Raw genomic sequence first — 279 nt, 5'->3', positions numbered from 1 at the left:
CAGTTTTCCTTGGCGTATAAAAAAGACTTGAACGCACATCCAGCCTTTATCGTAGGCATATGCAAACACATCGCGGTCCAGAAGGTCATTCATGGTCATTTTCTGCTTCTCCATCGTCGATTCGATGTGAGCAAGCTGGTCGCGGAATTCTTTAGCCCGTTCAAATTCAAGCTTTTCGGCCGCTTCTGCCATTTTCGCTTCAAGCTCTTTTTTGATTTCGTTATGCCCTCCCTTTAAAAAACGGGTGATGTCTTCAACAATCTCGCGGTTTGTCTCCTC

At 45.5% G+C, this 279-nt stretch carries 1 protein-coding gene; it reads right to left on the bottom strand.

From position 1 onward, the window contains the following. Nucleotides 1-279: UvrB/UvrC motif-containing protein (locus SB660_RS20020; RefSeq protein WP_410584040.1), on the bottom strand; the 279-nt coding region annotated here is incomplete at both ends.

The organism is Bacillus sp. SIMBA_005, from assembly GCF_046535585.1.
Lineage (GTDB): Bacteria > Bacillota > Bacilli > Bacillales > Bacillaceae > Bacillus > Bacillus pumilus.
The sequence above is the reverse complement of the archived record's forward strand: the minus strand, read 5'-3'. Positions and strand labels throughout refer to the sequence as shown.